The following is a 24,383-nucleotide window of genomic DNA, read 5'->3' on the forward strand; positions in this document are numbered from 1 at the left end:
CATGCGACAGATCGTTCTCGACACCGAAACCACCGGCCTCGACCCACGCTCGGGCCACCGCATCATCGAAGTTGCCTGCATTGAAATGGTGAATCGCCGCCTGACCGGCCGCCACCTGCACAAATACACCAACCCGGAACGCGCCATCGACGAAGGCGCCCAGGCGGTGCACGGCATTTCGCTGGAGTTTTTGGCCGACAAACCGAAATTCGCCGACATCGCCGACGAGTTCCTCGAATTCATCAACGGCGCCGAGCTGATCATCCACAACGCGCCGTTCGACATCGGCTTCCTCAACGCCGAACTGCGCCGCCTCGACCGCGTGCCGGTCGAAACCATCTGCAGCGGCGTCATCGACACCCTGCGCATGGCCAAGGACCTGCATCCGGGCAAGCGCAACAGCCTCGACGCACTGTGCGAACGCTACGAGATCGACAACTCCGGCCGTACCCTGCACGGCGCGCTGCTCGACACGGAACTGCTCGCCGACGTCTTCCTGGCCATGACGCGCGGCCAGAACAGCCTGATGATCGAGCCCGACACCGAAGTCCGGCCGCAACTCGGCGCCGACGGTCTGGTCCGGCAAAGGAAGCCGCTCATCGTACGCCGTGCCGCCGCCGAGGAAATCGCCGAACACGAGCGCGTACTGGCCGGCATCGACAAGGAATCCAAGGGCGCCTGCATCTGGTTGCCGAAACCCGAAACGGCCGCCTGAGCATGGTGCCGCTCGCCCTGCTGTTCTGGCTCGTCCTCGAAATCGGCACCTATCTGGCAATCGGCCGCCTCGGTCTGCATGCCGACTGGCCGTTCGCGATCGCCGGCGCCATCGGCGGCCTGCTCGGCGTGCGTGCTGCCATCAACACGACGACCTGGGTTTTCGCCATCATCCTGGGCTCACCGGCCAAGCCGATGAGCAGCAAGGCGATGCTCAGGATGATAGCCGTCGAATACCTCGCCTTCCTGCGCCTCTTCATCCTGACCCTGCCCTTCGAACGCCTGTGGATGCCGGCCGACCGCCTGCGTCCCTGTGCCCGGCCGATCGTGCTGGTGCACGGTTACGGCTGCAGCCGCGGTGCCTGGAGCAGCCTGCGCCGGCGCCTCGAAGCCGCCGGCCATGTCGTCGCCACGGTCAGCCTGACGCCGCCGGTCGCCAACCTGGGCAAGCTCGAACCGCAACTCAACCAGCGCATCGAGGAAGTCTGCGCCGCCACCGGTGCCAAGCGCGTCACGCTGGTCGCGCACAGCATGGGCGGCCTGGTCTGCCGCTGCTACCTGGCGCGCCATGGTGGCAGCCGGGTCGGCAAGCTGATCACGCTGTCCACGCCGCACCAGGGTACGGCGCTCGCCCGCTTCGGCATCGGCCACAACGCGCGCGAGATGGAACCCGGTTCGCTGTGGCTGACCGACATGGCCGGCGAAAAACCCGGCGTTCCCTGCGTCAGCCTGCGCAACCCCTACGACAATTTCGTCATGCCGCAGGACCTGCAGAAACTGCCCGGCGCCCGTGACGTCGAACTGCCGCCGAGCGGCCACATCGCCCAGCTCTACGACCCGGCCATCGCCGCGATCGTCATCGCCGAATGCGCCAACACCGGAGAAAACAACGCATGAAGATCACCGCCGCCCAGTACGCCCAGGCCCAGGACCTGCTCGACTTCATCGACGCCAGCCCGAGTCCGTGGCACGCCGTGCAGACCTGCGCAAGCCGCCTGCAGGCGGCCGGTTTTTGCCCTCTGGAAGAGGTCGACCGCTGGGCGCTTGAAAGCGGCGGCAAGTATTACGTCGTGCGCGGCGGCTCCTCGATCATCGCCTTCGTCGTCGGCAGCCAGCCGCTCACCGAGAGCGGCCTGCGCCTGATCGGCGCCCATACCGACTCGCCCGGCCTGCGCCTCAAGCCGAAACCGGCGGAAGACGCCGCCGGCATGGTGCGCCTCGGCGTCGAAGTCTATGGCGGGCCGATCCTCGCCACCTTTGCCGACCGCGACCTGTCGCTGGCCGGCCGCGTCAATGTGCGCAGCGGCGCCGGTCACGTCAGCCGCCTGGTGCGCTTCGACACGCCGTTGCTGCGCCTGCCCAATCTCGCCATCCACATGAACCGCGAGGTCAACGAGAGCGGCCTCAAGTTCAACAAGCAGACCGAACTGCCGCTGCTGCTCGGCGTTTCCGAAGATGGCAGCAAGGCCGAGGCGCACTTCCGGGCACCGATCGCCGCCGCGCTCGGCGTTGCCCCGGACGATCTGCTGACCTGGGAACTGAATGCCTACGACACGCAAAAAGGCAGTTTGTGGGGCGTCGACCGTGAATTCATCGCCAACAGCCAGCTCGACAACCTGGCCTCCTGCCATGCCGCGCTGAGCGCCCTGCTCGCCACGCCGGCCCCGGCCGCCACCTGCCTGTGCGCCTTTTTTGATCACGAGGAAGTCGGCAGCGAAAGTGCCGCCGGCGCCGGCGGCAGCTTCGTCCTGGATGTGCTCGCCCGCCTCGCCGGCCAGGCCGGGCTCGATGCCGAGGACCAGCGCCGCATGCTGGCGCGCAGCTTTTTCATCAGCGCCGACATGGCGCATGCCTGGCACCCGAATTTCCCCGCCGCTTACGAGCCCTGCCATCGCGTCACGGTCAACGCCGGCCCGGTGATCAAAAGCAATGCCAACCAGCGTTACAGCACGGACAGCAACAGCGCCGCGCGCTTCATGGCGATCTGCGCGAAAGCCGGCGTACCTTGCCAGCAGTACGCGCACCGCACCGATCTCGGCTGCGGCAGCACGATCGGACCGATCGTCGCCGCCCGGCTCGGCATTGCCAGCGTCGATGTCGGCGCGCCGATGTGGGCCATGCACAGCATCCGCGAAAGTGCCGGCGTACTCGACCATCACTACATGATCGCGGCCCTGTCCGGTGCGTTCGCCGAATAAGCCAACACCAAACCGATATTTGATCGTAATATCCGTTTTCGTCATTGCCCAAGTTTTGAGCAAACGCATGCCGCGTTTGGCAAAAATGAATTGATCACCGTCGATGCAGCAAACTGGCAAAAGGCAATGCGATCTTCATCAGCAAAAACATTTTGTTGCAGTGCACCATTTTGAAATTTAGTGCGTTATACTGAACGCGAACACATCGACAACCAAACTCTGGAGACATACATGTCCATCAATACCGAACAATTCGCCGCCGCCAACAAAGCTACCGTTGATTCCCTGCTGTCGGTTGCCAACACCGCCCTGGCTTCTGCCGAACGCATCGCTGCCCTGAACCTGAACACCGCCCGCGCTTCCCTGGAAGACACCGTTTCCGGCGTCAAGGCCGTGATGGGTGCCAAGGATCCGAAGGAAGCCCTGGCTGCTCAAACCGCCCTGGCCCAACCGGCTGTTGAAAAGGCTGTTGCCTACACCCGCTCGGTTTACGAAATCACCTCCCAGACCCAGCAAGAACTGGCCAAGATGGTTGAAGCCCAGTTCGGCGACTTCCAGAAGTCGGTTGCCGGCATGCTGGAAATGGCTGCCAAGTCTGCCCCGGCCGGTTCCGAAGGTGCTGTTGCCGCCATCCAGAACGCCATCGCTGCTGCCAACTCGGCTTTCGGCAACATGAATTCGGTTGCAAAGCAATTCGCTGAAGCTGCCCAGGCCAACATCGCCACGGCAACCAAGGCTGCAACTGCTGCTGCCAAGAAGACCAAGTAATATCAGGTCAGGCAATACCCGAAAGCCCCGCACTGGTTGCGGGGTTTTTTATTGCCTGAAAATCGGAGGAAAAGGCTGCTGCGACAGGGCTATGCGTGAATATTTTCGCTTGTTACCAAATGACACAAATTTTTTGTTGCAGCGCAGCATTTAAATAGGCATACTGATTCCTGTCTCCTCCATCTCCTCCAAGAAATGGATTTAAGCCCACCTCGTGTGGGCTTCTTTTTGCCTGTCGATACGCTGGCGCAATCGCCCGCAAACCGACTGTGCAATGGCGGCTCGCCGGATTTGGCGCTGCGCCGTTGATCATGATTTCGCTTTCCGCTTTACTCACTGCCGAGAAACGGTTAAAAGCTGCGACTGTTCCGATTGGAGATTGCAATGCCTGAAAATGACCTGAACGCAGAAGCTGATCGCATGCTCGAAGCTGCCCTGGGTGGCCGAAGCCTGCATCAAGTGCTGATCGAAAACTCGCAGGCCGAAACAGCCGATGTCGCCGGCCGCGCCGCCGCCATTGCCAAGAACCGCGAACGTGCCCTGCGCCTGCTTGCCGAGATCGAGAAAACACTCGACTGAAAGCGCCTGCAGCCCCGGGTACTGAACCTCTGGTCAGCACCAACGGTCAACACTTCACATTTGCACAAATCCGGAGCCTGCCCATGTCGCACAGCCAATGCGATGCCGTTCCCCTGATCAAGATTGCCCAATCGCTGAGCACGGCGTTGGGCGAGCGTGACCTTCACACTCGGGCGCACTCCGAACGGGTCGTCCAGCTGTCGGCCGAACTGGGCATTCATCTCGATTTCTCGCAGCGCGAACTGGAACTGCTGGCCCTCGGCGCGCAGTTTCACGATATCGGCAAGATCGGCATCCCGGACCAGGTGCTGCACAAGGCAACCCCGTTCGAAGAAGACGAATGGGCCTGCATGCAGCAACACACCGTGATCGGCGAGCGCATCATCCTGGCACTGGGCAGCGACAAGTCGACCGAAGTCGCCCGCATCATCCGCCACCATCACGAGAATTTCGACGGTTCCGGCTACCCGGACAAACTCTGTGGGACCGACATTCCCTTGTTCGCCCGCATTCTTTCGCTGGCCGACAGCTACGACGCGATCGCCGTCACCCGCCCCTATCACCAGGCCAGGCGCCATCAGGCGATCATGGACATCCTGGTCAGCGAAGGCGGCATCAAGCATGACCCGGATCTGCTGCACGCCTTTACCGCCGTCATCGAAAAATCGGAAATGCGCGCCCGCGACGACGCCTGAAACCGGGCAAATGCCACCACTGCGGCAAATTGTCGCAGCCGACCAGGCAGTGAATCCGGCCGCAAATCGCGGATAATCCGCGGCATGCCCTTTATCTCCAGCACCTCAGACGGAAGCGACTACCTGGCCAACCTGCGCCGCCTGGTCGCCAGCCGCTGGCCGGTTCTCGGCGCCACCGCCCTGCTCGTGATGATCGCCCCCGGTCTGCTCGCCATCCCCGTGCAGCAGGCTTTGCTGCTGGCCATCATCGGCATTACCGCCCTCTTCAATGCCTTTGCCCAGTGGCGCCTGCAGGATGCAACAGCCGCCACGCCGCATGAATTGTTCAGCCAGTTGCTGGTTGATATCGCCACCCTGAGCGCCCTCGTCTTTTTCAGCGGCGGCGCCACCAACCCGCTGATTTCGCTGCTCCTGCCACCGGTAGCCATCGCCGCCCTGAGCCTGCCGACGCGCGGCGTGCTGGGTGTCATGCTGGTCGCGATTGCCGCCTACTCGCTCCTGATGGTTTTCTACATCCCGCTGCCGGTGGCCGATGCCAGTCGGGCGACCCAGCTGCACCTGGTCGGCATGTGGCTGACCTTTGCCGTTTCGGCGGCGATGATCGCCTGGTTTGTCGTGCGCATGACCCGCCTGATCCGCGAGCGCGATGCCGAACTGGCCGCCGCCCGCGAACAGAGCCTGCGCGACGAGCGGGTGATGGCGATCGGCACCCTGGCCGCCGGTGCCGCCCACGAACTCGGCACACCGCTCGGCACCATTGCCCTGCTCGCCGGCGAATTGGCGCATGACTTCGCCGCCAATCCGGCACTGCCGGAAAGCGCCCGCCAGGATATTGCGCAACTACGCCAGCAAATCGGCGTCTGCAAGCAGATCATCACCGGCCTGTCGCGCCGGGCCGGCGCCGAACGCCTGGAAAACACCCCGCGCCAGCCGGTCGACCGCTGGCTGGACGAAATTCGCCTGCACTGGCACGCCATCCGGCCGCAGGCCAATAGCAGGCTGATCTGCGGCAGCACAGGCCCAGCCCCGGAAATTGCAGCCGACCCACGTCTCGAACAGGCCATCCTCAATCTCCTCAACAACGCCGCGAATGCCTGTGGCGGCAAGGAAATCGAAATTGGCCCGAGTTGGTCGGGCAGCACGCTCAATATCGACATCCATGACCGAGGGCCGGGCTTTCCTGCAGAGGTTCTCGCCGTTGCCGGGCAAAGCAAACTGCCCGCTCACGCCCATGGCAGCGGTATTGGCCTGATGCTGACCCGCTCCGCCATCGAACAACTGGGCGGCAAGCTCCTGCTCAGCAACCCGGATGCCGGCGGCGCCCTCGCCCGCATCGAACTCCCCCTGACCAACTGAAAACGATGCCCACCCTGATCATTGACGACGACCCGAGCTTCAACGCCATCCTGATCCGTACGCTGGAGCGGCGCGGCCATCGCGCGCTCGGTGCACTCGAACCGGCGAGCGCACTGAGTCTGGCCCGCGAGCACCTGCCGCCGCGCATCGTGCTTGACCTCAATCTCAACGGTGCCTCCGGCCTGGCCCTGATTCCGGAACTGCTGGCCATCAACCCGTCCTGCCGCATCGTCGTCCTCACCGGCTACGCCAGCATCACCACAGCCGTCGATGCGATCAAGCTGGGCGCCATCCAGTACCTTGCCAAGCCGGTCGAAATCGAAGCCATACTCGGCGCCTTCGACAATGACGAAGGCCCCGACCTCGACCTGCCGGCGCCCGATGAGCCGCTATCGGTCGACCGCCTGGAATGGGAACATATCCAGCGCGTGCTCAATGAGAATGACGGCAACATCTCGGCTACCGCCCGCGCCCTCAAGATGCACAGGCGCACGCTGCAACGCAAACTGTCGAAACACCCGGTCAAGAATTGAAAAGGGCCGGACAAATCCGGCCCCTGCACTGAAAAACGCCCATTTCAGGACGTCAACCGCCTAGTGCTGATGGTGTGACATCCCGGCCTCTGGCGCCGCCTTGAGGACTTTGGCGTCGACCTTCTTGCTGCTGCCGTCATCGAAACCCAGCGTAATCGGCACGATGTCGCCTTCCTTCAACGGCGCCTTGAGATCGATCAGCATGATGTGCAGGCCACCTGGCTGCAACAGGGCTTCACCCTTCGCCTTGATCTCGATCGCCGCCACCGGGCGCATTTTCATGACACCGCCTTCGTTGAGATGGGTGTGCAACTCGGTCACCCGCGAGGCCGGGTTGTCGGCCTTGACCAACTTTACGTCCTTGTCCGCGCTGTTGCGGATCACCATGAATGCCCCCGTCGTCTGGGCGCCCGGCGGCAATAAGCGGACATAGGGTTTGTCCACGCTGATCTGATCAGCGGCGGCAGCCAGCACGCCGGCCGAGAACATCAGACATGCGGTCAAAAAAGACAACTTTTTCATGGGCCTGCACTCCTTCACGGTTGATTCAAATACTTGCGGATCGCCAGCACCACCTGATCCGGCGGCGTCGCGTGCGCGATCTTGCCAACCAGTTTGCCAGCGGCGTCGACGACATAGGTATCGGCCGAATGATCGACCACATAATCACCACCGGCCGTGGCCACCGGCTGACGGGCATAGAAAACGCCGTAGCGCCGGGCAATTTCGGCCAGACTTTCCGGTGTACCGGTCACGCCCAGCATTGCCGGATGGAAGAACTCGGCATACTCCTTCAAGCGCGCCGGCGTATCGCGCTCCGGATCAACCGAAATGAAGACCATCGCCACCTTCGCCTGCTCTGCCGGCGTCAGTTGCTTCAGCCCCTCGGCGGTCGCCGCCAGCGAAGTCGGGCAGATGTCCGGACAATAGGTATAGCCAAAATAGAGCAGCACCACCTTGCCGCGCAGATCGTGCAGCGAAAACGGGCCATTTGCCGCCAGCAGGGTGAAGTCGCCACCCGACAAGGCGGCAGGTGCCGGCAACGGACGCTCCGGTAGCTCGGGTTGCCAGAACAGCGCGAGACCGAGCACGGCAGCCGCCAGCGCGGCAGCAATGGCCAGCAGAATACGTTCGGACATCAGTCATGCCCTCCACTGAAACGATAGGGAATGGCAATCCGCTGACTGCCGGTTTCGACGAGGACAGTTGCCTGCCAGTCCATTTGACCGGTAATGCACACCGGCAGCGTGGCCTCGGCAACAAAACGGCCATCTCCCTGATCGAGCAACTCCGGGCGATTGAGGCCCATGTTCATGTCTATCCCGGCAAAATCAACCATCACCCGCGATGGCGCCAGACCACGCACGACCACCTGCACCGTGAAGGGCTTGACCATGGGAATTGGCTGCACGCTGCTCGACAGCTCGATACTGCCTCCGCCGGGCAGCAAGGCCTTGCAGGCACGCCGGTGGAGATCACAGCCGGACTCCGGCTCCACCGTCAGATCAGCCTTGGGCAACAGGATGGGGGAAAGCTTGTAGCCAACGACCACCACTAGGGCAATCAGCAGGATACCGATGGCGTCAATCAGGATTTTCTTGTTCAAAGCGGTAACCGGTCTTTCGCCAAAAGGAAATATGGCATTGTCCGCCAGAGCGGGCAGATGCAATCAATGGGACGTAATTTTTTCACGATTTGGGGGCATTGGAACCTGCGGCAAATTGTCGCAGGCCACACCGGAGCACCAAGCAGGAATAAGCCCCCACGCGGCCCCGCTCTTGTTTATCATCACCCCCCCAGAGGAAAGCCGCACTCGAACCATGAAAAACCTTCTCGCCATTTTCTGCCTCGTCATCAGCAGCCAGGCATTTGCCCAGAACATGCCGGCCTCCGCCCCGCTTTTTGCGGCGACGCTGCATGACCTCGACGACAAGCCGGTTGCACTGGAACGCTACAAGGGCAAGCCGTTGGTCGTCAATTTCTGGGCGCGCTGGTGCGCGCCCTGCCGGGCGGAAATTCCCGAACTGATCAAGTTCCGGCAGGCACAGAAAGGGAAAGTCGAGATTCTCGGCATCGGCATTGAAGACCAGGCTGGCCCGGTCCGCGAATTTGTCAGCAACCAGAAAATCGACTACCCGGTTTTCATCGCCAAGGACAAGGGAATTCCGCTGATGCTGGCGCTGGGCAACAAGCTCGGCGGCCTGCCGTACACACTATTCATCGATCAGGATGGTCGCGTCGTCGGGCAGAAAATCGGCATTCTCAAAAAGAGCGACCTGGATACCGCCGGCATCCAGCTACTGAAAAAATAGGCAGCGGCGCCTGCAACAAGGCGCCTGCAGCACAGCCAGCTACTTGTCATCGGCCCCGGGAGCCGACCAGGAAATCCATTCCGGGCGATTTTCGGCAACATGGAACAACGCCGCCACAACATGGCGATCGTATTTTTTTCCCGCATCACCCAGCAATTTATCCAGCGTTTCCTGTACCGGCACACCAGCCCGGTAGGCGCGAGCGCTGACCATGGCCACAAAAGCATTCGCCACCGCGAGAATGCGGCTCTCCAGAAGCAATTGGCCATCACTCAGACCCGCCGGATAGCCACTGCCATCCATGTGTTCACTCTTCTGGGCAATTATTTCCAGAACGCCCCCCTCAAAGTCGATTCCCTTGAGCAAATCAAGCGTGCGCTGAACATGCGAGTGCACCAAGGCCTGCTCTGCAGGGTTGAGCGCCTCCGTCTTGGTCAGTAGTTCGCGGGGCAGGAATATCTTCCCGACGTTGGCCAGGCGGGCCGCCATTTCCAGCGCGGCCTGCGTTCCCTCGTCCAGACCGAGTTCTCGCGCCAGCGCAGCAGCAACCTGCGCCGTCCGCATCGAATGCCCGGCGCAGTACGGATCGTGCAAATCAACGATGGAGCTAAGAACGCCAACCAGGTGCTTCATCAACCCCTGGCGTTTCGACTGCTCGGCACGCTCGGCCGACATGTCGCGGCAAAGACAAAGGACCAGCCCGCTCTCACGCGAAATATGGATCGGCACCGCCGTGAAATACTGACTGCCGGACATCCCGGCCTGACCATCCTCGATCATCCGCGACACGGGCATGGATGCAGCAAAACTTTCTGCAACCAGCGCCTCGACAATCTTCGCCGCGGCCGGCCCCATAACGCTCGATAGCGTTTTGCCTCGGAGATTATCCGACGGCTCGCCAACCATTGCCCCAAAGGCCTTGTTGCAGAACCAGAGGCGCTCGCCCTCCATGATAAAAAGCAAATCAGGGCTGCCATCCATGACCCCTTGCAGGAGCGCCGACTGGTTCTCCAGTTCATCGGCCTTTTCGCGCAAGGCCTGCGCTGCACTACGCTCCTTGACGGTCGCACCATGCCACCAGGCAACACCAAGACAAGCTGCGATCACCAGAGCTGCCAGAGTCAGCGAAGTCAGCAAAAAGCGTTGATGCCCATCCGACTCCCGCATCGCCTCAAGCGCATCAACTTTCTCGATCAGAACCCAGGGTGCCTGGCGAAAACCCCGGCTCACAGCCAGCACATCGCGTCCACCATGATCCGCCGCCATAACGAAACTGCCTGGATTCGACCACGCCTGGATTTCAGCCAGGCCACCATTCGCCACGGGGATGCGTTTGCGCAAGGGCCCGGTACCGTCCGCCATGGGCGACACGATATCGACAAATTCGCCTTCCTTGCGCAACAGCACAGCTTCGCCAGAACCACTCAGCGTGCTACGCCGGGAAAACAGCGGAAACAACTCATCACGCGCCCGCTTGACGCCGGCAATGGCACCGATTGCCTGCTGGCCCGAGTCCGTCATGGCAACCGGGTAAATCGGCACAATAAATCCAACCACCACCTCGCCACGCTCATTTTCAAAGAAATCCTGAATCGCCGGCTTACCTTGCTTGATGGCCTGCAACAAGCTGCTTTCCAGCGTCTTGTTAATACGGAAACCCGCCGTTTCAGCCACCTTTTTGCCCGCAGCATCAACGATCACAATCCCGGAATCCGATGCCAGATCGATGTTGGCGGGAATCTTGGCTTGCCCGGTCGCTACCGAAAACCCGCCGCGCCCCGCCGTCGATTCGAGCAAATTACGCAGGTAGCCCAATTGCGCGGCATCCGAACTGCTGGGCTCCGTTCCCGTAGAGGCAGCCAACTGCGTCACGTAAAAACGGACTGAGGCATTTTCGGCAAGTTCCTTGAGGACTTGCGATTGGCTATCCACCCATTGCCCGACGCTTTGCACGCGGCCATCGGCAACAACCCCGAGCAATGTCTCCCAAGCCTGAAGATCACGCGACTTTTCCTTCTCCACGTAGGCATGGATTGCCCAGCCACCAACAATCGACAGGCCGATGAGGCCGAGCAGAGCCGGAAACCAACCCGAACGCAAAGATACTGTTTTCATGATGATGAAACCTCTGAGAAGGCATGCAGGAAAAGCGGTGCAGAACTATCGATCACCAAATTCCCTGTCTTGGGATCATAGAATTTACCAAGCGATTTAACAATTGAACGAAGTCTGTCTACAGTCATGGAAGATGCATCCACCAGTTACGCTCGTTGAGGGAGAAAACCGGCACATAGTGCGAGATTTTCGTATGAGGAATAACCTCACGAATCTGGTTGTCGAGTATCACGATTCCCTCCGCTGCATAGACAGCCAGTATTGCGTGGGGAATGCGTAAATTGGTGTCCTGGACGACAACGATGCGTAGCGCGTCGGGGGACACGCCAAGTTGTCTCAGGGAAAAATACTTGATGATTGCAAAATCCTCGCAATCACCGCCCAGCGTGAGAAATTCGCGGGGGATCGCCCAGTAATCCGAGCGACCATAATTGTCCTGATCAAGGACGTAGCGGAACCGGTTGGCAAATTCATTGACTGCAATTAACTGCTCCCGTGAACCTCGCCCACGCAAGGAGGCAATAAATTGCAGCCATTCCGGCACTTTGCAGAGGTTAACCGGACAATTTTCCGGCGTTGCCAGATCACCTTGGTGACGACGCATGACCGAAACCCATTGCGGGAACATCCCGAAACCTTCCTTGCGCTCCTCGCTGTAATTGAACAGACGGTTATCCGCAATCGGCCCCTGTGCATACCCGGGAACGGATAGCGAGCAAATACCCCATAGCAACAGGAAAGCTATTCGCTGAAAAGGAGAGGCAAAGGACACAATGTGTATTCAGGAAAGGTATTCAAGGTTAAACAGAAACATCCCTCAAAGAAAAATAGCGCCAGCGACCTCAAAAACCGCCTTGACATGAATGCCACACAATCGCATCAAATCATGCTCAAACCCATTTTAAATAAGACACTTGCACACCAAGCCGATACAATCCCTGTAACAAAAATTTACATCTTGTCACAATAATTCTTGCTCTTGAGGAACGATACATGAATGCTGGAAAACTAGGAACTGTCGGTCTTTTCACTCGTACAACTATTGCCGCCATGATGCTGTTCGCCGGTTTGTCGCAAGCATCAGCCCAAGAAGCCAGCGATACGGAAAAGCTTTTCAAGGAAGGTATTTTCCTGCGCGAGCAGGGCCAGGTCTTCAGTTCGATTGAAGCCTTTGAAACGGTACTGAGCAACAACCCGTCCCTGCACCGTGCCCGCCTTGAACTGGCTGTTGCCTACTTCCGTGCGCTGGATTACGCCCAGGCCAGCAAGCAAGCACAGAAAGTCCTTGATGACCCGAAAACGCCGGAAAACGTTCGCCTGGCCGTTCTGACCTTCCTCGCACAGATCAAACGCGACGAAGCAGCACTGACAGCCAAGCCGCACACATGGGAACCTTCGATTTCGCTCGGCGCCTTGTATGACACCAATGTCAACGTCGGGCCAAGTGGCGCAACCCTCCCCGGCGGCCTTGTCCTGGCTCCAGGTTCGCAACCCAAGGAAGACTGGGCCGGTGTTCTGCAAGCCGGTCTGACCCACACCTATAACTCGCCGCTGGTCCTGCGCATGGGCGAAACTCCCGCCCGCTTCATTTGGCAAACCAGCGCCGGCCTGTATCACAAGGGCTATTTCAACGAAGGAGCCTTTGACCTGACGGCTCTGACGATTGCAACCGGCCCGGGCTTCATCGCACCAGGAAAATGGCGTTCCAAAATTAACCTGCAGGTTGATGACCTCTACCTTGGTGGCGTACACCTCGCGATGTACACCTCGATTGCACCCACTTTCACCTGGCAGTTCAACAATGGCGAATTGACCTGGGATGCGATGGCTCTGCAAAAGAAGTTCAAGCGTGAAGTCGACATTGGTCGCGACAGTGCTTTCTACACGACGGGCGTCTCCTATGGCCACCTCTTCCTACAGGGCAAACTCGCCGCACAAGGCGGTGCCCATGTCTTTACAGAAGATGCAGATGACAGCCGCTTTACCAACCGTGGCTGGGAAGCCTTCCTCGGGGTGAATGCGACGACTTGGCAAAATGGCTCCGTCTTCGGCCGCTACAGCTATCGCAAGGCCAAGTACGATGGTGTTGAACCCGTCTTCAACATGTCGCGCAACGAATACGAAAATCGTTACGAAATCGGCTTTGCCCACAACTTCAAGGAAGGCCTGATGAAAGACTGGAAACTCTCAGGCAGCTGGCTGCGTAGTGAAAACCACTCAAACGTGTCCATCTACACCTACGAACGAGATGTAACCAGCGTAAATCTCGCGCGCTCTTTCTAAGGTATACCTTTCCTTCCAAGGTATTTCTTCTTTCGGGGCTGTGTCTTGCACAAAGATACAGCCCCGATTCATGGTAGGAACCGCACCATTTTCCACTTGCAATCACCAGACCAGAAGCTAGAGTGAAAGTACGCCAAACTGTTTCAAAATCTCACAGGGGCAAGATCATGAAAACTCGTCAAACCATCATAGCGGCAGCCGTTGCTGCGTTGCTCATAAGTAGCACCGCATTTGCCAAGGAACTCCACGAAGACAAATGGAACCACGTCAAATCGTACGGAAACGTCCTGCTTACAGACGACTCCGTTGATAACTGGGGACCATGGTCTGACTTTGTTGAACCAGCTGCTGGCGCCCCCTCTCCGGTGCAAATGCCAGGTAGCGGCGGCTCTGATCCTTACAAAAAAACACCTGACGTATTGACCCAGGGTTGTGCTACCGGAGATTGGTGCGGCTACGCAATCTTCCGTGACAAGTCGAAAGAAAGCGGCGGTGACTACCCGAGCGTTTATGCCAGCAAAGGAATGAAATCCAAGACGCCGATGAACGCAGGCCTGTTCTCGTTGTCATTCGTCGCGGATCCAAGCATCACCGCAGGAAGTGGCCAAGGTGAAGGAACCGTGTTCTGGCGCCTGACTTCGCTGGATACACTGGTCGCACCAAACTTCACTGACTCAGGCACGCCAATTCCAGTTTATTTTGGTGGACGCCGTGATGACGGTTTGCATCATTTCCGTACGGTGGAACCCGAATACGAAGCCTTCATGCTTTCCGGCATTACTGACACCTCGTCTGCATCGGGATTTTCTCACAGCAAATTCAGCCAAGAGGCAGAATGGGGACTCGGTGGTCGTGGCCCGTTTGAAATGGCCATTTCGGCAAGGTATTACGATGCCGATAAAGGCTGGACAAAAAATGACGAAGTTGCCGTCGGCAAGTTCATGCACGAGGTTGAGACATATACCTCTGGCGAAAAAGTGCGTTACTACGAAGGAGGCAGCTACAGTTCCACCTCCACCAACGGCTACTTCATAGTCGGTATCGCCACACCGCAATCCTATCTTGACAGCCAGCGGGCAGGGGATGTCACCGCTGTCTATCGTGGCGGCAGCTTCAATGCTACGCGTCAAGGTTGTGTCGAGATCGAAGTCAAATTCCGTCAAGGAACATGGCAAGGCTCTTGGTCGCCAATGGGCAAAGGCACCTTCGGTTTTGATGCCTCTGGCACAATCAGTGGTTCCAAGATCCAATCGGATTCCATCACCTCACGTCAAGGGGTAGCAACAGCCAGCAGTTACGTGCAAGGAACATTTTTGGGCCAAACGGCCGGTACGATCGGTGGTGTTTCGAGTGTAACTCTAACAACTAATAATGACGCACGCAGCCTGATGCCTGCAACGCAAACTGCTCTCTTCCTGGTCAACAAGAGCGTGTCGTATAACAACACGCCGAAATAATTGATTCCGGAAGCAGTCACAAAAAAGGCACCTTTCGGTGCCTTTTTCTTTTCCTGATTATGAGGAGTAAGCCTTATATGTCCCCTTCTCAGGCTGCAAAAACCTCCTCACCAGTACCAGCCAGCGCTGCATCACCCGCCTTGACCGTTTCTGCGTAGGAATAAGCCTGCGGCAGCAACTGGTCGGCGTAGAAGCGGGCGGTGGCGATCTTGGCGCGGTAGAAAGTCTGATCGCCCTCGCCCTTTTCCAGATAGCCGGCCGCGGCCAAGGCGGCCTTGGCCATGAACCAGCCGCCGGTGACGGTGACGGCCAGGTGCAGGTAGGGCACGGCAGCGGTCAACACGCCGGAGAGGCCGGTTTTGGCGTTGGCGGCCAGCCATTCGGTGGCATCGGTCCAGGCTTTCAGTGCAACGCCGAGACGCTGGCCGATCGCCTGTAGCTCCGGCTTGCCGGAGGCGCCGAGCGCCTTGACCGTGGCGTGGATTTCACCGAACACGACTTTGGCCGTGGCGCCCTGATCACGCATCAGTTTGCGGAACAGCAGGTCGTTGGCCTGGATGCCGGTCGTGCCTTCGTAGATCGTCGTGATGCGCGAATCGCGCCAGTGCTGGGCAGCGCCAGTTTCTTCGATGAAGCCCATGCCGCCGTGGATCTGGATGCCGAGCGAGGTGACTTCGATGCCCATTTCGGTACCGCCGCCCTTGACGATGGGGATCATGAATTCGGCGAGGTAAAGCTGGCGCTTCTTCTCGTCGGCATCGCTCGCGGCATGAGCACGGTCAAGCAGGCCGGAGGTGTAGTAAGTCATGGCGCGGTTGGCTTCGACGCGGCACTTCATCAGCATCAGCATGCGGCGGATGTCGGGGTGCTTGTCGATGCTGACCAGCGCTTCGCCGGTCAGCGCATCGCGGCCCTGCTTGCGTTCGCGAGCAAAGGCCAGGGCCTGCTGGTAGGCGCGTTCGCCGAGGGCGATGCCCTGCAGGCCGACGCCGAGGCGGGCTTCGTTCATCATGATGAACATGTATTCAAGGCCGCGATTGGCTTCGCCAAGCAGGTAGCCGACCGCGCCGCCGTTGTCACCATAGGCCATGACGCAGGTCGGGCTGGCGTGGATGCCGAGCTTGTGCTCGATCGAGACGCAGTAGGCGTCGTTGCGTGCGCCGAGCGAGCCGTCGGCATTGACCAGGAATTTCGGCACCAGGAACATCGAGATGCCCTTCACCCCGGCCGGCGCATCCGGCAGGCGGGCGAGCACGAGATGGACGATGTTGTCCGTCATGTCGTGGTCGCCGTAGGTGATGAAAATCTTCTGACCGAAGACGCGATAGGTGCCGTCGGCCTGCGGCTCGGCGCGCGAGCGGATCAAGGCCAGGTCGGAGCCGGCCTGCGGCTCGGTCAGGTTCATCGTACCGGTCCACTCGCCGGTAACCATCTTTTCCAGGTAGATGGCTTTCAGCTCGTCGCTGGCGCAGGTGATCAGCGCCTCGACGGCGCCGGTGGTCAGCAAGGGGCCAAGCGAGAAGGACAGGTTGGCCGCGCAGACCATTTCCTTGACGGCGATGCCCAGCGTGTCCGGCAGGCCCTGGCCGCCGAAATCGGCGGGCGAGGAAATGCCGTTCCAGCCGGCATCGCAGAACTGCTTGTAGGCCTCTTTCCAGCCGGTCGGCGTGGTCACGCCGTTCGCGGTCAGCTTGCAGCCTTCCTTGTCGCCGATGCGGTTGAGCGGCGCCAGGACTTCGCCGGCGAATTTGGCCGCTTCGTCGAGCACGGCATCGGCCAGATCGGGCGTCGCCTCTTCGTAGCCGGGAATGGCGCTCAACTCCTTGAAGCCGGCCAGTTCGTCCATGACGAAACGCATGTCTTTGACGGGTGCGCGATAGTCACTCATTTGCTTGTCTCCTGTTTATTTTTCAGAACGGGTTGCTGCACAGTGCCGTCTTGGCACTGCGGTATTCTTCCTGCATGCGGGCCACCAGTTCGGCGGTCGGCAGCACTTCGGCTATCGTGCCGACGCCCTGCCCGGCGCCCCAGATGTCCTTCCAGGCCTTGGCGCCGGCGGCGGCACCGAAGTTCATTGCCGATTTGTCCTTCTCCGGCAGATTGGCCGGATCAAGGCCGGAAGCGATGATGCTTTTCGCCAGGTAGTTGCCATGCACGCCGGTGAAGTACGGCGTGTAGACGACGTCCTTGGCAGCGGAATCGATAATTGCCTGTTTGTAGGCGTCGACCGCATTGGCCTCTTGCGTGGCGATAAAACGCGTGCCGATGTAGGCAAAGTCCGCCCCCATCGCCTGCGCGGCGAGAACGGCGCTACCGTTGGTGATCGAACCGGACAGCGCGATCGGGCCGTCGTAGAACTTGCGGATTTCGCCGACCAGCGCGAACGGGCTGAGCGTGCCGGCATGGCCGCCGGCCCCGGCGCAAACCAGGATCAGGCCGTCAACGCCGGCTTCGAGCGCCTTTTCGGCATGGCGGACGCTGATCACGTCGTGGAAAACCTTGCCGCCGTAGGCATGCACATGCGGCACGATCTGGGTCGGCGCTGACAGGCTGGTGATGATCAGCGGTACCTCGTGCTTCACGCACAGTGCCATGTCGTGTTCGAGGCGCTCGTTCGACGGATGGATGATCTGGTTGACCGCGAACGGCGCCGCCTTCGGATCGGCCGCCAGTTCGCTCTTGATGCGCAGCAGCCAGTCGTCGAGCAGGTCCTTGGGGCGGGCGTTGAGCGCCGGGAAGGAGCCGATCAGGCCGGCCTTGCACTGGGCGATGACGAGGTCCGGGTTGGAGACGATGAACATCGGCGCACAGATGACCGGCAGGCTGAGGTTCTTGTTCAGGGAAGCGGGGATGGGCATTTATGCTCCTTCTTTAAGCGCGCGACGCAGGATCTTGCCGACATTGGTACGCGGCAGGTCGTCGCGGAATTCGACGTGTTTCGGCACCTTGTAGCCGGTGAGCTGGCTGCGGCAATGCTCGATCAGCATGCGTTCGTTGAGCGCCGGGTCCTTGCGCACCACGAAGATTTTCACCGCTTCGCCAGAGTGCTCATCGGGCACGCCGATGGCGGCGACGAACATGACCCCCGGATGCATGGCGACGGCTTCCTCGACCTCGTTCGGATAGACGTTGAAGCCGGAGACCAGGATCATGTCCTTTTTGCGGTCGACCAGGAAAACGAAGCCTTTTTTGTCCACGTAGCCAACATCGCCGGTACGCAGGAAGCGATCCGGGTAGAAGACGAGATCGGTTTCTTCCTGGCGCTGCCAGTAGCCGGCCATCACCTGCGGCCCGCGGATGCAGATTTCACCGATCTGGCCCTGCGGCACTTCGGTGCCGTAGTCATCGCGGATCGAGACTTCGGTCGAGGAAATCGGCAGGCCGATCGAGCCGTTGAACTCGTGCATGTCGAGCGGATTGATGGTCGCCGCCGGCGAGGTTTCGGTCAGGCCGTAAGCCTGCAGGATGGGCACGCCGGTAACCTTCAGCCAGTGCTCGGCAACCGCGCCCTGCACCGCCATGCCGCCGCCCAGCGTGACGTTCATGGTCGAAAAATCGAGATCCTTGAAGCCCGGATCGTTGAGCAGCGCGGCAAACAAGGTATTGACGCCGGTCACCACGGTCACCGGGTATTTGCCCCACTCCTTGACGAAGCCCGGGATGTCGCGCGGATTGGCGATCAACAGGTTCCTGGCGCCGATCATCAGGAAAGTCAGGCAATTCGCGGTCAGCGCGAAGATGTGATACAGCGGCAAGGCGGTGATGATGAATTCCTGGCCTTCGTGCACCACCGGCTTGATCCAGCTGTAGGCCTGCATGACGTTGGAAGCGATGTTGCCGTGCGTCAGCATGGCGCCCTTGGAAATGCCGGTCGTGCCGCCGGTATATTGCAGGAAGGCGATGTCGTTCTGCGCCAGCGCCACCGGCTTGAAACCGTGCTGCCGCCCGGCGGCGAGCGCGGCGTTGAAGCGGATCGCGTCGGGCAGTTGCCAGGCTGGCACCATCTTCTTGACGTGGCGCAGCACCAGATTGACCACGGTGCCCTTGAGCGCTCCGAGCATCTCGCCCATCGGCGTGACCACGACATGCTTGATCGCGGTGCGCGCAACCACCTGCTCCAGCGTGTGCGCAAAATTCTCGACGATGACGATCGCCGTCGCGCCCGAATCCTTCAACTGGTGCTCAAGTTCGCGCGGCGTGTAGAGCGGATTGCAATTGACCACGACGCAGCCGGCACGCAGCGTGCCGAACAACGCCACCGGGTATTGCAGCATGTTCGGCATCATCAGCGCGACGCGCTCGCCGGGCTGGATGCCGAGCGACTGCAGCCAGCCCGCGAAGGCCTGCGTGCCCGCGTCGAGCTCGCCGTAGGTCATTTCCTTGCCCATGCTGATATAGGCGACCTTGTCGGCGAATTTCGTGCAGGCGTTCTCGAACAAGGCAACCAGCGACGGGATGTGCTCGATGTCGATCTCGGCCGGGATGCCCTGCGGATAGCTTTGTAGCCAGATTTTTTCCATTTTTGTCTCCTCCTGAGCGCCCTAGTTGCCGAGCATGGCTTTCTTCAATGCCGCATCGGCCGGCTTGTCGCCGAGCCAGACCTTGAGCAGGGCGCGGGCAAAGGCCGCACCCGCCACCTTGCCGCGCGCCTCGCCGTTCTGGCTGACGCTGACGCCGGCCTCGGAAAAGTCGATCGCCACCGTATCGCCTTCCTTGACCTTGCCGATGCCCTTCATGATGCCGGCCAGTTGCTCGGCCGGCCCTTTCAGGTCGGACAATTCGGCGGCGGAAAGGTTGTTGCGCAAGCCTTCGTCGAGTGCCGAATGCAGCGACTCGGCCTCAAGGTCGCGCAGCAGGCGCAGGCTGACCCGGCGCGGCGCGTTGCTGTCGATGATGGCGGCCGGCGAAGAGGCCTTCTCACCAACATAAAGCGCCCCGACATAGACCTTGATGAAAAAGCGGGTACGCAGCCCGGCGCCGTTGAGCACCAGTTCGTTACTGCCGACGCGCAGTTTTTCCTCAACCCGGACCCCGGCGACTTCCGCCGCCTGCAGACCGGGCACGGCGAGCAGCGCAGCAACCAGGGCGGCGCGGCGAACGCATTGCGATGTAACCATCATTTGTCTCCTCCGGCTTTTTGCCGGTAGTAGTTTTTTTCGGCGATATAGACCGTTCTTTCAACGATCGTGTGTACCGTACCCTGCTCGTCCTTGAGTTCGACCAGGAAGGTTCTTTCCAGCTCAGGCACGTCCAGCAATGCAGCACGAATCTCGGCAATTTCCTCCTTACGCAGCACGAAATCGCCGTACAGCGTCGTGTAACCGGGCTTGCGATAGCGGATGCTGGCCGCCTTGTCCCAGACGATGTAATTGTCGCCGAGCGCCGCCATCAGCATCATCGGATGCGCCCCGTCGGTGATTGCAAACAGCGAGCCGCCGTACAGCGAGCCGACAATGTTGCGCGTCTTCCAGCTGAGCGCCAGGCGGATGCGAATGTGGCGCAAGTCCTTCGCCACATGCACGACCCGCCCGCCGGTACCGCGAAAGGCCGGATGAAAATTGAAGCCAAGACGCACCATGCGCGCCCGCCAGCTGGGAGAAAGCCGGGCCAGCCAGGCGGGTTTCATGGTTTTTGCCTTTTTTGCACGGTCGACCGTCAGAGACGTTCGATAATGCCGGCTGCACCCATACCGGTGCCGATACACATGGAGACCATGCCGTAACGTCCGCCGGTGCGCTGCAAACCGTGCGTCAGCGTCGCGATGCGGATCGCACCGGTGGCGCCGAGCGGGTGGCCGAGCGCAATGGCGCCGCCGAGCGGATTGACCTTCGCCGGGTTCAGGCCCAGTTCCTGGGTCACGGCCAGCGCCTGCGCCGCGAAGGCTTCGTTGAGTTCGATCCAGTCGAGGTCGTCCTGATGGATGCCGACTTGCGCCAGCACCTTCGGGATGGCCGCAATCGGGCCGATGCCCATGATCTCGGGTGCGACGCCGCCGACGGCATAGCCGGCAAAGCGGGCGAGCGGCGTCAGGTTGTGTTCCCTGAGCACCTTTTCCGATACCAGCATGACCGCAGCGGCACCGTCCGACATCTGCGAGGAATTGCCGGCGGTGACCGAACCGCGCGCATGGAACACCGGCTTCAGCTTGCCGAGACGTTCCAGCGAGGCATCGGCACGCGGGCCTTCGTCGGTGTCGGCAAGGCGCTGGCGGATGCGAATCTCGCCGGACGCCAGGTCAGGCAGGCTTTCGCTGATCGCGTAAGGCGTCGTCTCGGCCTTGAAGTGACCCGCGGCAATTGCCGCACAGGCCTTCTGGTTGGAGGCGAGCGCGAAGGCGTCCTGCGCATCGCGGGAAATTTTCCACTGGTTCGCCACCTTCTCGGCGGTCAAACCCATGCCGAAGGCGATGCCCAGGTTTTCTTCCTTGGCAAAGATGGCCGGGTTCATCGACATCTTGTTGCCCATGATCTGCGGCATCACCGACATCGACTCGGTACCGGCGGCGATCATTACGTCGGCCAGGCCGAGGCGGATCTGGTTGGCGGCATCAGCCACCGCCTGCACCCCGGAGGAGCAGAAGCGGTTGATCGTGATGCCGGGCACGGTGATCGGCAGGCCGGCGAGCAGCGCGCCGATGCGGGCGACGTTCATGCCCTGCTCGGCTTCCGGCATCGCACAACCGACGATGACGTCACCGATGCGCGCCGGGTCGATGCCAGGCACCTGCGCGACCACCGCCTTGATGACCGCGGCCAGCATGTCGTCCGGCCGCACGTTTTTGAACATGCCGTTACGCTTGGCAACCGGCAGGCGGGTCGCGGCGACGATGTAGGCGTCTTGAATCTGTTTGCTCATTTTTATCTGTCTCCTGACCCGATTAGTTACGAAGCGGCTTGCCGGTTTCGAGCATGTGCTTGATCCGGGCCTGGGTTTCGGGGGTTTTCAGCAATTCGACGAAGAGGCGGCGCTCGACGGTGATCAGCCATTCCTCGTCGACCAGGCTGCCGGTTTCGACTTCGCCGCCGCACAATGCGATGGCAGCCGACTTGGCGACCTTGTAGTCGTGCGCGGAAATCATGCCGCCTTCCTTCATGTTGACCAGCATCATTTCCAGGGTCGCGATGCCGTTCTTGCCGGCGACCGGAATACCGCGCGCCATCGGCGGCGGCGCGTAGCCGGCATCGGCCATGGCACGCGCTTCCTTGATGGCGACGAAGAGCAGCTCGTTGGCGTTGAACAGGATAGTATCGGACGGCTTGGCAAAGCCCATCTCGATCACCTCAACGGCACTCTTGGCGACCTTGGCCATGGCGATGGTCTGGAACACCGGCTGCAGGAAGTTGAACACTTCACCCGGCGTTGCCGACTGGGCGGCCCATTCGGCGGCACGCACGGCGAATTCCTTGCAGCCGCCACCGGCCGGAATCAGGCCGACACCGGCTTCAACCAGGCCGACATAGCTTTCCAGCGCCATGACGCGCTTGCCGGCATGCATGACAAACTCGCAACCACCGCCCAGGGCCAGGCCCTGTACGGCGGCGACGGTCGGCACTTGTGCATACTTGAGGGTCTGCGAGGCGCGCTGGAATTTCTCGACGGTTTCTTCGAGCTTGTCGAACATCCCGGCGGCACAGGCTTCGCCGACCTGCTGCAGGTTGGCACCGACGGCAAACGGCGCTTCATGCCAGAGCACGACGCCGTCCAGCGTCGTTTCGGCCTGGCGCACGGCGGCGATCACGCCGTCCAACACCTCGTCGCCGATGGTGTGCATCTTGGACTTGAAGGAAATGATGCCGATTTTGCGGTCGACCGCCGGTAGGCACCACAAACGCACGCCATCGTTCTCGAACAGCGTCTCGCCGGATTTTTCCGGGTTGAGTGCCGTTTCACCCAGCACGCGCTCGGGGAAGAGCTGGCGCTGATAGACCGGCAGCGTCGAGCGCGGCACATAGGCATTCTTGCTCGCCGAGTAGGAACCTTCGGCGGCATGCACGCCGGTACGCCCGGCTTCCAGCGCCCAGGCCGGCAGCGCGACGTTACTCATGCTCTTGCCGGCGGCGATGTCGGCGGCAACGGCTTGGGCGATGTCGCTCCAGCCGGCGGCCTGCCAGGTTTCGAACGGCCCTTGGCTCCAGCCGAAGCCCCAGCGCATCGCGAAATCGAGATCGCGCGCATTGTCGGCCACGCTTTCAAGCTGCACGGCGGCGTAATGGAAGATGTCGCGGAAGATGGCCCACAGGAACTGCGCCTGCGGCTGGCTGGAAGCGCGCAAGGCAGCGAACTTCTCGGCCGGGTTCTTCATCTTGAGGATGGCGCCGACTTCTTCGGCGATTTCACCGGCCGACTTGCGGTAATCCTGCGCCGCCAGGTCGAGCACCTGGATTTCCTTGCCTTGCTTCCTGAAGATGCCGCAGCGCGTCTTCTGGCCGAGTGCGCCCTGCCCGATCAGCGCCTGCAGCCAGGCCGGGGTCGTGAAGTAGCTGTGCCACGGGTCGTTGGGCAGGGTGTCCTGCATGGTCTTGACGACATGCGCCAGGGTATCGAGGCCAACCACGTCGGCGGTGCGATAGGTGGCGCTCTTCGGACGACCGATCTTCGGACCGGTCAGTGCATCGACTTCGTCGAAACCGAGGCCGAAGGCCTGGGTGTGGTGCATGACGGCGAGAATCGAGAAGACGCCGATGCGGTTGGCGACGAAGTTCGGCGTATCCAGCGCACGGATGACGCCCTTGCCGAGACGCGAGGTCAGCCAGGTTTCGAGGGCGTCGAGCGTGCCGGCATCGGTGCTTTGCGTGCCGATGATTTCAACCAGGTGCATGTAGCGCGGCGGGTTGAAGAAATGGATGCCGCAGAAGCGCGGCCGGATGGCTTCCGGCAGGCCCTGGGCCAGCGCGTTCATCGACAGGCCGGAGGTATTGGAAGCGACAATCGCATCGGCGCCGATGTGCGGCGCAATCCTGGCGTAGAGGTCGTTCTTCCAGTCCATACGCTCGGCGATGGCCTCGATGATGAGGTCGCACTCGGCGAGCAGCGGCAGATGTTCGTCGTAATTGGCGGCGTCAATGAACTTGAGCTTGCCCTTGCTGGCGAGCGGCGCCGGGTCGAGCTTCTTGAGGCCGTCGAGGGCCTTCCTGACGATACCGTTCTTGTCTCCTTCTTTCGCCGGCAGGTCGAACAGCACGACCGGCACGTTGGCATTGGCGAGGTGCGCGGCAATCTGCGCCCCCATCACGCCGGCGCCGAGTACGGCGGCCTTTTTCACGATCAGCTTTTTCAAGCGCTTCTCCTTTTGGTCTTATCTTGCGTTCTTGGAATAAAACGAACGTTTGAATTATAGAGCGAGCGCTTTACCGGTCAACTGTTTTTTTGCACT

Annotated in this window: 24 protein-coding genes; 11 read left to right on the top strand and 13 right to left on the bottom strand. The window is 60.7% G+C overall.

All coding sequences use genetic code 11. From position 1 onward, the window contains the following. The first annotated feature begins 1 nt into the window (after position 1). The 4 genes from dnaQ (at position 2) to KIG99_RS02705 (ending at position 3,680) form a co-directional block, all read left to right on the top strand. Positions 2 to 715 (top strand): DNA polymerase III subunit epsilon, encoded by a 714-nt coding sequence (gene dnaQ / locus KIG99_RS02690; protein ID WP_226458699.1) that lies wholly within the window; start codon positions 2 to 4, stop codon positions 713 to 715. A 2-nt stretch (positions 716 to 717) separates the two neighbouring features. Continuing rightward, positions 718 to 1,611 (top strand): esterase/lipase family protein, encoded by an 894-nt coding sequence (locus KIG99_RS02695; protein ID WP_226458701.1) that lies wholly within the window; start codon positions 718 to 720, stop codon positions 1,609 to 1,611. Beyond that, on the top strand, positions 1,608 to 2,912 hold the full coding sequence (locus KIG99_RS02700) for a M18 family aminopeptidase (RefSeq protein WP_226458702.1): 1,305 nt from the start codon (positions 1,608 to 1,610) through the stop codon (positions 2,910 to 2,912). Before KIG99_RS02695 ends, KIG99_RS02700 begins: the two co-directional genes overlap by 4 nt. A 231-nt stretch (positions 2,913 to 3,143) precedes the next feature. Next, positions 3,144 to 3,680 carry a phasin family protein gene (locus KIG99_RS02705; protein WP_226440516.1) on the top strand — a complete coding sequence of 179 codons (537 nt, stop codon included), beginning with the start codon at positions 3,144 to 3,146 and terminating at the stop codon, positions 3,678 to 3,680. 112 nt (positions 3,681 to 3,792) lie between these two features. On the opposite strand, the gene KIG99_RS02710 is transcribed toward KIG99_RS02705, so the two are convergent. Beyond that, a complete protein-coding gene (locus KIG99_RS02710; RefSeq protein WP_226458703.1) occupies positions 3,793 to 3,993 on the bottom strand; it encodes a hypothetical protein in 201 nt (66 codons plus the stop codon). A gap of 71 nt (positions 3,994 to 4,064) precedes the next feature. Between KIG99_RS02710 and KIG99_RS02715 the strand changes: the two genes are divergently transcribed. The 4 genes from KIG99_RS02715 to KIG99_RS02730 all read left to right on the top strand — a co-directional run bounded on the left by KIG99_RS02715 (position 4,065) and on the right by KIG99_RS02730 (position 6,843). Next, on the top strand, positions 4,065 to 4,259 hold the full coding sequence (locus tag KIG99_RS02715) for a hypothetical protein (RefSeq protein ID WP_226440517.1): 195 nt from the start codon (positions 4,065 to 4,067) through the stop codon (positions 4,257 to 4,259). Between the two features lie 83 nt (positions 4,260 to 4,342). Next, a complete protein-coding gene (locus tag KIG99_RS02720) occupies positions 4,343 to 4,954 on the top strand; it encodes an HD-GYP domain-containing protein (RefSeq protein ID WP_226458705.1) in 612 nt (203 codons plus the stop codon). An 84-nt stretch (positions 4,955 to 5,038) separates the two neighbouring features. Beyond that, positions 5,039 to 6,310 (top strand): ATP-binding protein, encoded by a 1,272-nt coding sequence (locus KIG99_RS02725; protein WP_226458707.1) that lies wholly within the window; start codon positions 5,039 to 5,041, stop codon positions 6,308 to 6,310. Positions 6,311 to 6,315: 5 nt separating this feature from the next. Continuing rightward, the gene (locus KIG99_RS02730; RefSeq protein WP_226458708.1) at positions 6,316 to 6,843 is read left to right on the top strand and encodes a response regulator transcription factor; all 528 of its coding nucleotides are present in this window, start codon (positions 6,316 to 6,318) and stop codon (positions 6,841 to 6,843) included. 60 nt (positions 6,844 to 6,903) lie between these two features. Here the strand turns inward: KIG99_RS02730 and KIG99_RS02735 are convergent, their stop codons facing one another. Genes KIG99_RS02735 through KIG99_RS02745 form a run of 3 tightly spaced genes read right to left on the bottom strand, consistent with a single transcriptional unit; the run spans position 6,904 to position 8,449 of the window. Continuing rightward, positions 6,904 to 7,365 (bottom strand): copper chaperone PCu(A)C, encoded by a 462-nt coding sequence (locus KIG99_RS02735; RefSeq protein ID WP_226458709.1) that lies wholly within the window; start codon positions 7,363 to 7,365, stop codon positions 6,904 to 6,906. Between the two features lie 14 nt (positions 7,366 to 7,379). Next, positions 7,380 to 7,982, bottom strand: a complete 603-nt coding sequence (locus tag KIG99_RS02740; protein WP_226458711.1) for an SCO family protein — start codon at positions 7,980 to 7,982, stop codon at positions 7,380 to 7,382. Continuing rightward, entirely contained in the window at positions 7,982 to 8,449 is a 468-nt protein-coding gene (locus KIG99_RS02745; RefSeq protein WP_226458712.1) for a hypothetical protein, read from the bottom strand. Before KIG99_RS02745 ends, KIG99_RS02740 begins: the two co-directional genes overlap by 1 nt. A 214-nt stretch (positions 8,450 to 8,663) precedes the next feature. On the opposite strand from KIG99_RS02745, the gene KIG99_RS02750 reads away from it, so the two are divergent. Then, positions 8,664 to 9,155: a TlpA family protein disulfide reductase gene (locus KIG99_RS02750; protein ID WP_226458713.1), complete on the top strand. Its 492-nt coding sequence runs from the start codon at positions 8,664 to 8,666 to the stop codon at positions 9,153 to 9,155. Between the two features lie 39 nt (positions 9,156 to 9,194). Here KIG99_RS02750 and KIG99_RS02755 read toward each other — a convergent pair whose 3' ends face one another. Continuing rightward, positions 9,195 to 11,270 (bottom strand): HD domain-containing phosphohydrolase, encoded by a 2,076-nt coding sequence (locus tag KIG99_RS02755; RefSeq protein ID WP_226458714.1) that lies wholly within the window; start codon positions 11,268 to 11,270, stop codon positions 9,195 to 9,197. Positions 11,271 to 11,394: 124 nt separating this feature from the next. Then, entirely contained in the window at positions 11,395 to 12,042 is a 648-nt protein-coding gene (locus KIG99_RS02760; RefSeq protein ID WP_226458715.1) for a transglutaminase-like cysteine peptidase, read from the bottom strand. 221 nt (positions 12,043 to 12,263) lie between these two features. On the opposite strand from KIG99_RS02760, the gene KIG99_RS02765 reads away from it, so the two are divergent. Next, on the top strand, positions 12,264 to 13,553 hold the full coding sequence (locus KIG99_RS02765) for a tetratricopeptide repeat protein (protein WP_226458716.1): 1,290 nt from the start codon (positions 12,264 to 12,266) through the stop codon (positions 13,551 to 13,553). 167 nt (positions 13,554 to 13,720) lie between these two features. Next, positions 13,721 to 15,010 (top strand): hypothetical protein, encoded by a 1,290-nt coding sequence (locus KIG99_RS02770; RefSeq protein ID WP_226458717.1) that lies wholly within the window; start codon positions 13,721 to 13,723, stop codon positions 15,008 to 15,010. A gap of 88 nt (positions 15,011 to 15,098) precedes the next feature. Here the strand turns inward: KIG99_RS02770 and KIG99_RS02775 are convergent, their stop codons facing one another. The 7 genes from KIG99_RS02775 to KIG99_RS02805 are packed head-to-tail and all read right to left on the bottom strand — an operon-like array spanning position 15,099 to position 24,287. Further along, positions 15,099 to 16,898, bottom strand: coding sequence for an acyl-CoA dehydrogenase C-terminal domain-containing protein (locus tag KIG99_RS02775; RefSeq protein ID WP_226458718.1), 1,800 nt, complete (start codon positions 16,896 to 16,898; stop codon positions 15,099 to 15,101). Between the two features lie 22 nt (positions 16,899 to 16,920). Continuing rightward, positions 16,921 to 17,868 (bottom strand): NAD(P)H-dependent flavin oxidoreductase, encoded by a 948-nt coding sequence (locus KIG99_RS02780; protein ID WP_226458719.1) that lies wholly within the window; start codon positions 17,866 to 17,868, stop codon positions 16,921 to 16,923. Continuing rightward, positions 17,869 to 19,530, bottom strand: coding sequence for a long-chain-fatty-acid--CoA ligase (locus tag KIG99_RS02785; protein ID WP_226458720.1), 1,662 nt, complete (start codon positions 19,528 to 19,530; stop codon positions 17,869 to 17,871). A gap of 21 nt (positions 19,531 to 19,551) precedes the next feature. Beyond that, positions 19,552 to 20,130, bottom strand: coding sequence for a chalcone isomerase family protein (locus KIG99_RS02790; RefSeq protein ID WP_226458721.1), 579 nt, complete (start codon positions 20,128 to 20,130; stop codon positions 19,552 to 19,554). Continuing rightward, positions 20,127 to 20,636 (bottom strand): DUF4442 domain-containing protein, encoded by a 510-nt coding sequence (locus tag KIG99_RS02795; RefSeq protein ID WP_226458723.1) that lies wholly within the window; start codon positions 20,634 to 20,636, stop codon positions 20,127 to 20,129. Before KIG99_RS02795 ends, KIG99_RS02790 begins: the two co-directional genes overlap by 4 nt. Before the next feature lie 29 nt (positions 20,637 to 20,665). Beyond that, positions 20,666 to 21,865, bottom strand: coding sequence for an acetyl-CoA C-acyltransferase (locus tag KIG99_RS02800; RefSeq protein ID WP_226458724.1), 1,200 nt, complete (start codon positions 21,863 to 21,865; stop codon positions 20,666 to 20,668). Between the two features lie 22 nt (positions 21,866 to 21,887). Beyond that, the gene (locus tag KIG99_RS02805; protein ID WP_226458726.1) at positions 21,888 to 24,287 is read right to left on the bottom strand and encodes a 3-hydroxyacyl-CoA dehydrogenase/enoyl-CoA hydratase family protein; all 2,400 of its coding nucleotides are present in this window, start codon (positions 24,285 to 24,287) and stop codon (positions 21,888 to 21,890) included. Positions 24,288 to 24,383 lie beyond the last annotated feature (96 nt).

The sequence above is a fragment of the Quatrionicoccus australiensis genome (assembly GCF_020510425.1).
GTDB classification, from domain to species: domain Bacteria; phylum Pseudomonadota; class Gammaproteobacteria; order Burkholderiales; family Rhodocyclaceae; genus Azonexus; species Azonexus australiensis_A.